Here is a 254-nt window from a genome sequence, read left to right on the forward strand (position 1 = left end):
TACCAGATGGACTCCGCCAACGCCGAAGAGGCCTTGCGCGAAGTCGCGCTCGACCTCGCGGAAGGGGCGGACACGATCATGGTCAAGCCCGGCCTGCCGTATCTCGACATCGTCCGCGCGGTGAAGACCCGGTTCGAAGTGCCCGTCTTCGCCTATCAGGTCAGCGGCGAATACGCGATGATCGAGGCGTCCGCCGCGGTCGGCGCGGGCGACCGCGACGCGCTGGTGCTGGAGACGCTGATGGCGTTCAAGCG

General features: G+C 67.3%; 1 pseudogene. It reads left to right on the forward strand.

Annotation, left to right across the window (positions count from 1 at the left end):
- Nucleotides 1-254 (forward strand): annotated as a pseudogene (locus tag AC0IW9_RS31305) (porphobilinogen synthase); the annotation flags it as partial.

It is taken from the genome of Belnapia sp. AC561, assembly GCF_979252845.1.